Origin of the sequence: Bacteroides sp. CAG:189, from assembly GCF_000432295.1 — a bacterium.
In the GTDB taxonomy this organism is placed as follows: domain Bacteria; phylum Bacteroidota; class Bacteroidia; order Bacteroidales; family Bacteroidaceae; genus Bacteroides; species Bacteroides salyersiae.
This window is the reverse complement of sequence record NZ_HF990988.1, coordinates 1-7211: the sequence shown is the minus strand read 5'-3', so window position 1 is coordinate 7211 and position 7211 is coordinate 1. Positions and strand designations below refer to the sequence as shown.

Annotated in this window: 9 protein-coding genes; all 9 read right to left on the bottom strand. The window is 37.9% G+C overall.

Annotated elements, in window-relative coordinates:
• Window positions 1-54: 54 nt before the first annotated feature.
• Entirely contained in the window at window positions 55-675 is a 621-nt protein-coding gene (locus tag QVP90_RS01615; protein WP_005924889.1) for an MBL fold metallo-hydrolase, read from the bottom strand.
• Window positions 653-1414 (bottom strand): SDR family NAD(P)-dependent oxidoreductase, encoded by a 762-nt coding sequence (locus tag QVP90_RS01610; protein ID WP_005924892.1) that lies wholly within the window; start codon window positions 1412-1414, stop codon window positions 653-655. Before QVP90_RS01610 ends, QVP90_RS01615 begins: the two co-directional genes overlap by 23 nt.
• Window positions 1411-2469 carry a 3-oxoacyl-ACP synthase III family protein gene (locus QVP90_RS01605; RefSeq protein ID WP_007478488.1) on the bottom strand — a complete coding sequence of 353 codons (1059 nt, stop codon included), beginning with the start codon at window positions 2467-2469 and terminating at the stop codon, window positions 1411-1413. The genes QVP90_RS01610 and QVP90_RS01605 overlap by 4 nt, the downstream gene beginning before the upstream one ends.
• Before the next feature lie 2 nt (window positions 2470-2471).
• Window positions 2472-2693 (bottom strand): acyl carrier protein, encoded by a 222-nt coding sequence (locus tag QVP90_RS01600; RefSeq protein WP_005924898.1) that lies wholly within the window; start codon window positions 2691-2693, stop codon window positions 2472-2474.
• Window positions 2694-2714: 21 nt separating this feature from the next.
• Complete coding sequence (locus QVP90_RS01595) at window positions 2715-3362, bottom strand: acetyltransferase (protein WP_021935502.1); 648 nt, start codon at window positions 3360-3362, stop codon at window positions 2715-2717.
• A gap of 6 nt (window positions 3363-3368) precedes the next feature.
• Window positions 3369-3977, bottom strand: a complete 609-nt coding sequence (locus tag QVP90_RS01590; protein ID WP_021935501.1) for a sugar transferase — start codon at window positions 3975-3977, stop codon at window positions 3369-3371.
• Window positions 3970-5088, bottom strand: coding sequence for a glycosyltransferase family 4 protein (locus QVP90_RS01585; RefSeq protein ID WP_005924906.1), 1119 nt, complete (start codon window positions 5086-5088; stop codon window positions 3970-3972). Before QVP90_RS01585 ends, QVP90_RS01590 begins: the two co-directional genes overlap by 8 nt.
• Window positions 5085-6227, bottom strand: coding sequence for a hypothetical protein (locus tag QVP90_RS01580; RefSeq protein WP_021935500.1), 1143 nt, complete (start codon window positions 6225-6227; stop codon window positions 5085-5087). Before QVP90_RS01580 ends, QVP90_RS01585 begins: the two co-directional genes overlap by 4 nt.
• A 2-nt stretch (window positions 6228-6229) precedes the next feature.
• Window positions 6230-7211, bottom strand: a 982-nt coding sequence (locus QVP90_RS01575; protein WP_288203725.1) for a glycosyltransferase, incomplete at its 5' end; no start/stop codon positions are given.

The following is a 7211-nucleotide window of genomic DNA, read 5'->3' as shown; positions in this document are numbered from 1 at the left end:
CGCTCATATGAGCGAGACAAAGATAAATTCGTTTGTCCATTGTTCTATTATTACTTAATTAGTTACAGATTCGACATTCCCATGACCAGGAAAGATTTTTGTTATATCAGCAAGAGTCAATATTATTTCTGTAGATTTTGCAGCTTCTATCCGATTACTTTTAGGAAAAGTCGTCACGACTTTTAAGCCGGGTATGTAAGAGTCTCCCGTAAACAACCAACTACCAATTTTGTAAGTCAAACAACTCCAATCATGACCAGGTGTTTTAATTATGTGTAACATAACACCAGGCCACAACTCCATTATCTGTTTATCCGACAAAATACACACATTACTTCCCGCATAAATAAACGGACAATGGTGATATCGAGAAAAATTCCATTTATCAGAATACAATCCTTCCCGGCCTTCCGGTGAAGTGAAAACTATCATATCCGGATACCTATCCAGTAATTGATTCAATCCATAAATATGGTCAAAATGAGTGTGAGTCAACAATACCCCTTTCAACTTTTTTGAATGTTCTTCAATCCATCGGATAATAACGTCCGCATCTCCTACATCCACCAACCATGCTTCATCGTGCTGAAACCGGTACAATATGTAAGAATTCGAAGCATATACCCTATTTACAATTTGCGTCACTTCCATGTCACCTGGCAGTATATCCTCCATCGACACACAAATCAATACCTGTCACCCATTTTGAAGCATCGGACAAAAGGTAAATACATGCATTAGCTACGTCTTCCGTTTCACCCAACCCAAGGAGATGCTGCTGTTCTAAAACAGCTCTTCTTTCGGGATCAGCAATATGAGGTAAATTATAATTAATAGGAGTAATAACAACTCCAGGAGAAACCGTGTTAACACGGATCTTTTTCTTTGCAAGTTCACAAGCCAGAGATCGTGTACCGGAAACTAATGCCCCCTTAGTCATCCCATATAAAGATTTTCCATTTTCACCGACCTTTCCCATTACAGAAGAAAAAAAGACAATGCTCCCCCCTTCCTTTGAGAAGTTCCCCATCTTACAAACCTCCCTTGTCAGATTATAGGCTGAGAAAACATTTGCTTGAAAGAACTCATCCAATTTCTCAGGAGTAACCAACTTTAAAGGTAACGTGGTCGAGATTCCCGCACAATGTAATACTCCGCTAATTCTTCCAACCTGACTTACGATATTCTTAACCACCAACTCTACCGTGGCATACTCTGTCAAATCAACAGGAATAATAACATGCTTATCCGGATTATCCATTATTGATAGAGTCTCATGTAACCGTTGTTCATTACGCGCCAACAGAACTACAGTTGCCCCCATCCGGCTACAACTTACAGCACATTGTCTGCCTATACCGGAAGAAGCACCAGTCACACAAATCACCTTATTACTCAGATCAAAGGGATTCATACCTCCACGATATCACTAATTTTACAATTATTGAAGTTAATTATTGCAGTAGCCCAAGTCATACCAACCCCAAAAGCGCTCAATAATAACTTCTTATCACCATCCAATTTCCCTCTAAGCTCGCTTACAATGGTCAAAGGAACAGAAACAGATGAAGTGTTTCCGTATTTGGCTATAGTAGAAGGAATCTTAGTTGTGTCCAACTTAAGCTTTTTAGCCAGATAAGAATTAATAAAGTTATTCGCCTGATGAAAAACCATATAATCAAATTCATCCTTATCAGTTTCCGCATATGCAAGCAGTGCCTTAATATCTTTAGGAATTTCCCTTATCACAAAATTAAAGACATCCCCTCCATGCATATATCCCTGTTCCTCACTACGTATATTACCATACTCATCAACAACGCGCTCTTTCACAGTCTCTACAGAACTCATTTTTCGGTAACCTCCCGCATCAACCTTAATAAGTCCTTCACGTGATCCGTCCGAATTCAGTGAGAAATAACTTTTACCAAAACATTCACCTCTCTCTACCAATGCAGCTACCCCTCCATCGCCAAAAAGAAATGCAGTACGTCTATCTTTTGGAGAGTAAACTTTAGAGCGTGTTTCCCCATCCAAAATCAAAGCCTTACGCAATCCTTTTTGTTGCATCAAAGCGTATACCACACTCATGCCATACATAAATGCCGAGCAACCTAAATTTATATCAAACGCAATCGTAGAGTTAGACAAGTGCAACCGATCCTGCAAAATAACCGAAGTAGCCGGCATTCTATAATCAGGGGTTTGAGATATGAACACAAGCAAATCTATTTCCGATCGATCTATATTATTATCGGCAATCAACTTTTCAGCCGCAGCATAACACAAATCGGAAGAACAGGTATTCTCATCAGCAAACCGACGTTCAAATATTCCCACTTTATCCACAACCTCTTTTACCTGATCAGCCGGAAAATACTGGGTATACTCATAATTATTTATCACAGTGCGAGGTACAGCTGCCGCCAGTGCAGTAATACCTACTCCTTCATATTGCAAAAAGGCCATTATTATTTTTTTATTGCAGCGTTATACAAATCTCCAATTGTCTGTAGTTTACGAAAATCAGCTTCTTCTATTTGGCAATCGTACTCCTCGTCCAGCATTGCAATAACAGACAAATAAGCTAATGAGCTCCATTCTTCATATTCCCGAAAATTATCATTCATATTTATTTCACGGTCTTCAATTTCCAAAACATCTTTGATTAATTCTATAAATTTCTCTTCCATAACGTTTATTTTATTGATTAGTTATTGTATTCTTATCATTTTCGCTGGGTTACCAAAATAACTCATGCCGTCTTTTGTTTTTCTCATAACAACGCTTCCGGTTCCTATCCTCACACTATTTCCTATTGTCAATCCTTGCAATACAGTACACCTGACTCCTAAAAAGTTAGCATTACCGACATTTGTTTCTCCGGATATTCGAACCTCCGGCTGCATCACGTTACAATCTCCGATTGTAATATCATGTCCCAATGAGACACAGCCATTCATCAGATTGAAATTTCCGATTGTGACACCGCAACTTACCCTTCCTCCGAATGTAATTACATTTCCCTGTCCGATACGAATTGACTCCTCATCAAAAAAAAGAACATTAGGTGCTATAATGTTAGGAAAATAGATACAAGGATTATGAATCCTGCCTGTGATGTTTTGCAATACAGCAGGAGAAGCAATAGCCATTACAATAGCAAGTGGTGATCCATTGTACTGATTTACAGTTTCCATATTCCCCAAAACCCTGCCATATTTATTCGCTTCTCCAACAGAATGCCCGTCATCAAAATAGCCGATAAAATTCCACGTCGGAGTAACTTGATTGATGGCATTGATGACACAAGCTATTTCCCGGCCAAATCCCCCAAATCCATAAATTGCAATATCTTTCATAATCTACTAATTCTTACCATTAAAAGGTTCCATCGTGGTCTGCCCTTCCTGAGAAATCCCCTCCCGTATGAATACCTTTTTTATTGTTTTAAAAATAATACACAGATCCAGCCATAACGAACAATGATCTACATACCACACGTCAAGTTCAAACTTCTTTGTCCAACTGATTGCATTACGCCCATTCACCTGTGCCCAGCCGGTAATACCGGGACGGACTTCATGCCTGCGCGCCTGTTCCTTCGAATAAAGCGGAAGATAGCGAACCAGTAACGGCCTGGGACCAATCAATGCCATGTCGCCTTTCAAGACATTGATTAACTGAGGAAGTTCATCAACAGAAGTAGAACGAACCAATTTGCCGATTTTAGTAATTCGCTGAGAGTCCGGTAATAATTTGCCATCGGCACCCCGTTCATCGGTCATTGTTTTAAACTTAATTACTTTAAAGATTTTTCTATTTTTCCCTGGACGTTCCTGAAAAAAGAAAATTCCAGCTCCTTTGTTGGCAAAATGGAGCCCAATACTTATAATAAGTAAAAAAGGCCAAATAAGCAGAAGAACTATTAAAACAATGATAAAGTCAATTGCACGTTTAAAACAGTTTTTATACATAATTTTGTGCATTTCGATATGTAAAATCTTTCGCTGCATTGAATGAATTGCCACTCAATCGTTTCTGCAATTCCGAATTGTTTTTTAAAGTTAAAATATAGTCCGCCATTAAACGAACCTGTTCCTTATCAAAACAAGCCCCATTATCATAACGATCCACCAAGTGTGCCAATTCCGAACATTTAGGTGCTATACATAACAATGGAGCTCCTACAGCCAATAAATTGTACGTTTTACTAGGTACGCTCACTTGTGCCGTTTCATCATTCAAGGTCACCACTCCCACATCAGCAGCAGCCAATGAATAAGGTAATGTATCCCTATCCTGCCATGTAAAGAAACGGCATGAAGACAATCCATACTCTTTCGTCAGGTTAATCAGAGTCTCTTTCTTTTTTCCCTCTCCAATTATTAAAAACTGAATATCAACTTCGTTTTTAAGCAAACGTGCAACTTCTATCAAACACTCCACATTATGTGTATATCCAATATTGCCAGAGTACAAAACGATAAACTTTTCACCCAAAGAATGCTTATGTAAAAACAAATTGTCATTTTTCTTTACAGGACGAAATTTTTCAGATGCAGTCCAATTAGGAATCACACGAATCCGGCCTTTATCCACATACTTCTCCAAAACTTTCCTCATACCTTCACTTAACGTAATTACGTTTAATGCTTTGGAGAAGACAATTCGATTCCATCCTATCCACCATTCATACAAAAAATTACTTTCCTTTATGCCTATATTCCGCAATGCATCTGGATATATATCATACACGATCACCGAAAAAGGATGACGAAGTAATAAAGGCAACAAATAACACATAGGCGGGTTAGTAACATACACTATTTCATATCCCCTATAATTAAATAAGAGTTTAAAAAAAATTTGTATGGTTCCCCAACACCATGTAAAAATCCTTTTCAAAGAAGAATCTCTGTTGTATGCTATTATTTTATCTACTTCTACCCCATCTTTCAGAGAACGTTCCGTTACCTTGATACTGCCTGCCATTAAAGAAACGCGATCGTATTTACTTGCATAGGCATTAACAATATCAACCATTAAATATCCTGTACTCTGATTGATCAGAACTACTTTTTTCATTTCTGTTCCGAAGCTATTAAATCCCCCAATTCGCTCGATGTCATAAACTCTATATCCGGCCATTTTTTAAGCATTCTGCTCAATAACTCTTCCAACTTCTTCAATGATCTTTCCCTGTTTTCCGGGTGCAGAAAGCCAATATAATTCACACGGTGAGAACTGATAGTAGCCGGTTTACGCCACAAAAATGCAACTTCCATCTCTTTCAGACAATTCCCCACCCAATCCGTACTGGCAGGGCTTTCCATACTGGAAGGCTCAAAAAAACAGTTACGTGTCAGATAAATCTGCCCTACCCCATTCTTTTGTCCCAAAAAACGTATATGCTTTTTAAATTCCCCATTACCTAAAGGTTCCATCTGAATTTTTCCGGAATTAACATACCTCACCCCGTTATCAAACAGAACTTTTTCCAACGAATTATTAAAAGGTCCATTAGTAGGAACAAAATACTTCGAACGATAACCGTATAGTCTTTCAAATAGATCCAATCCTGTATTTAAGACCTCCTCCATATAAGGAAGGTCATCCATCGTATCCAAATCGAATGCCGCTTGAAATTTGGGTATCGGTTCTCCATCAATTCCATTATAGATTCCTGTAACGCCATTTTCAAAAGCAAGTAAAGTAGAACGATGCCCACTTCTTAAAGCACGTAGCCAACGTTGTACATTCAGATGCTCACGTCCATGAAAAATAGGGACAAACAATCGTTTCTCAATACCTTCTTTCCATAATTCATACACCCTGTCATGAGCCGGATAACGTTTTAAAGTTTCCGTATAAGGTTCATAAAAATATTCCGTATATCCGGTTTCTTTAATTCGCTCAAATACCGGATTGGCGACAACGTTCACTCCCGTCATTACCGGTGCTTTCCCATTCTTATCCTTAAAATTAGATAACGTTTCAAACAAGCACTCCAAATCACGATTGCTTTCCAATGAGTCATACAAATTATAATGATTGCGATCCTCTCTCATACCTGCTTTTAATAAATTTTTAAAAGCTTCTAAAGAAGACATCCGAATGCTACCCCAATCGTCAGATTCAATAACGACTATTTTTCTATTTGTACGCCATCCCGGTATATTGCTGGCATGTACCGACAATAAAGATTTCCATGTATTTCTATACATAATTATAATAACGCTTTATATAGTTCTATATAATCCTGATAACGTTCTTCTTTATTGAAAAGAAGTTCGGCACGTTGCCTGCAAAAAGTCTGATAATATATTCTATCTCCGCTTAAAACCTCTGATATAGCTTGATATAAAGCTGAAATATTCCCTTTTTCAACCACTCGTCCTGTATCTTGCGAGATAGCTTCCGGACTCCCCCCGGTTTGATATGTAATCACAGGGGTTCCACAGGCCAAAGCCTCTATATTAGTTGTAGGAAAATTATCTACCCAAGTAGGATTAACAAAAACATCTGCCATTGAATATAGCGCGGCTAACTCATGCACATTTTCTGTGCGATTAATCCCTATTATTCCTTTTGGCAAACATCGAATTTGTCCTGAACTTAATCCTACCAATACAATCTGTTCGTTTTTTGCCAGTAATTGGTTTAGTTGGACAAAATCGGCTAATCCTTTTCTACGATCCCATATACTGGCAACTCCTAAAATAATTTTGTTATTAACATCCAGACCATACTTTATCTTTATACTTTCAGAAACTACAGGTTTGAAAACAGCTAAATCCACTCCATTATGAATTACCCTCACCGGATACGCACTCAAAAAGGAACGTTTAACAATATTCTTTAACCAATGGGACGGAGTCACAAAAGTTATATTATCAACAGATGTAAAAGTTTGCTTTTTTCTAACAAAATTATCTTTCGACCTGTCTACGAACATGGTAGCAGGATACCCTTTCAAATTGGGACACTTATGACATTCCGTTTCCCACTTATTACAGTTCACATAATCAAAATAGGAACAATGTCCGGTCATTGGCCAGCAATCATGTAATGTCCAAACGACCGGTATTTTTGTCTGAGATAAATAACGAAATAATATTTCTACATTCAAGTAATAACCGTGCAAATTATGAAAATGAATAATATCCGGATTTATTCTTTCCAGTTCAGCAATAAGCTTTTTGGTTACA

Excerpts from the sequence above, each read along its gene's own strand:
- QVP90_RS01580 (WP_021935500.1), bottom strand. The coding sequence starts at position 6,227 with ATGTATAGAAATACATGGAAATCTTTATTGTCGGTACATGCCAGCAAT.
- QVP90_RS01615 (WP_005924889.1), bottom strand. The coding sequence starts at position 675 with ATGGAGGATATACTGCCAGGTGACATGGAAGTGACGCAAATTGTAAAT.
- QVP90_RS01590 (WP_021935501.1), bottom strand. The coding sequence starts at position 3,977 with ATGTATAAAAACTGTTTTAAACGTGCAATTGACTTTATCATTGTTTTA.
- QVP90_RS01585 (WP_005924906.1), bottom strand. The coding sequence starts at position 5,088 with ATGAAAAAAGTAGTTCTGATCAATCAGAGTACAGGATATTTAATGGTT.
- QVP90_RS01610 (WP_005924892.1), bottom strand. The coding sequence starts at position 1,414 with ATGAATCCCTTTGATCTGAGTAATAAGGTGATTTGTGTGACTGGTGCT.
- QVP90_RS01600 (WP_005924898.1), bottom strand. The coding sequence starts at position 2,693 with ATGGAAGAGAAATTTATAGAATTAATCAAAGATGTTTTGGAAATTGAA.
- QVP90_RS01605 (WP_007478488.1), bottom strand. The coding sequence starts at position 2,469 with ATGGCCTTTTTGCAATATGAAGGAGTAGGTATTACTGCACTGGCGGCA.
- QVP90_RS01595 (WP_021935502.1), bottom strand. The coding sequence starts at position 3,362 with ATGAAAGATATTGCAATTTATGGATTTGGGGGATTTGGCCGGGAAATA.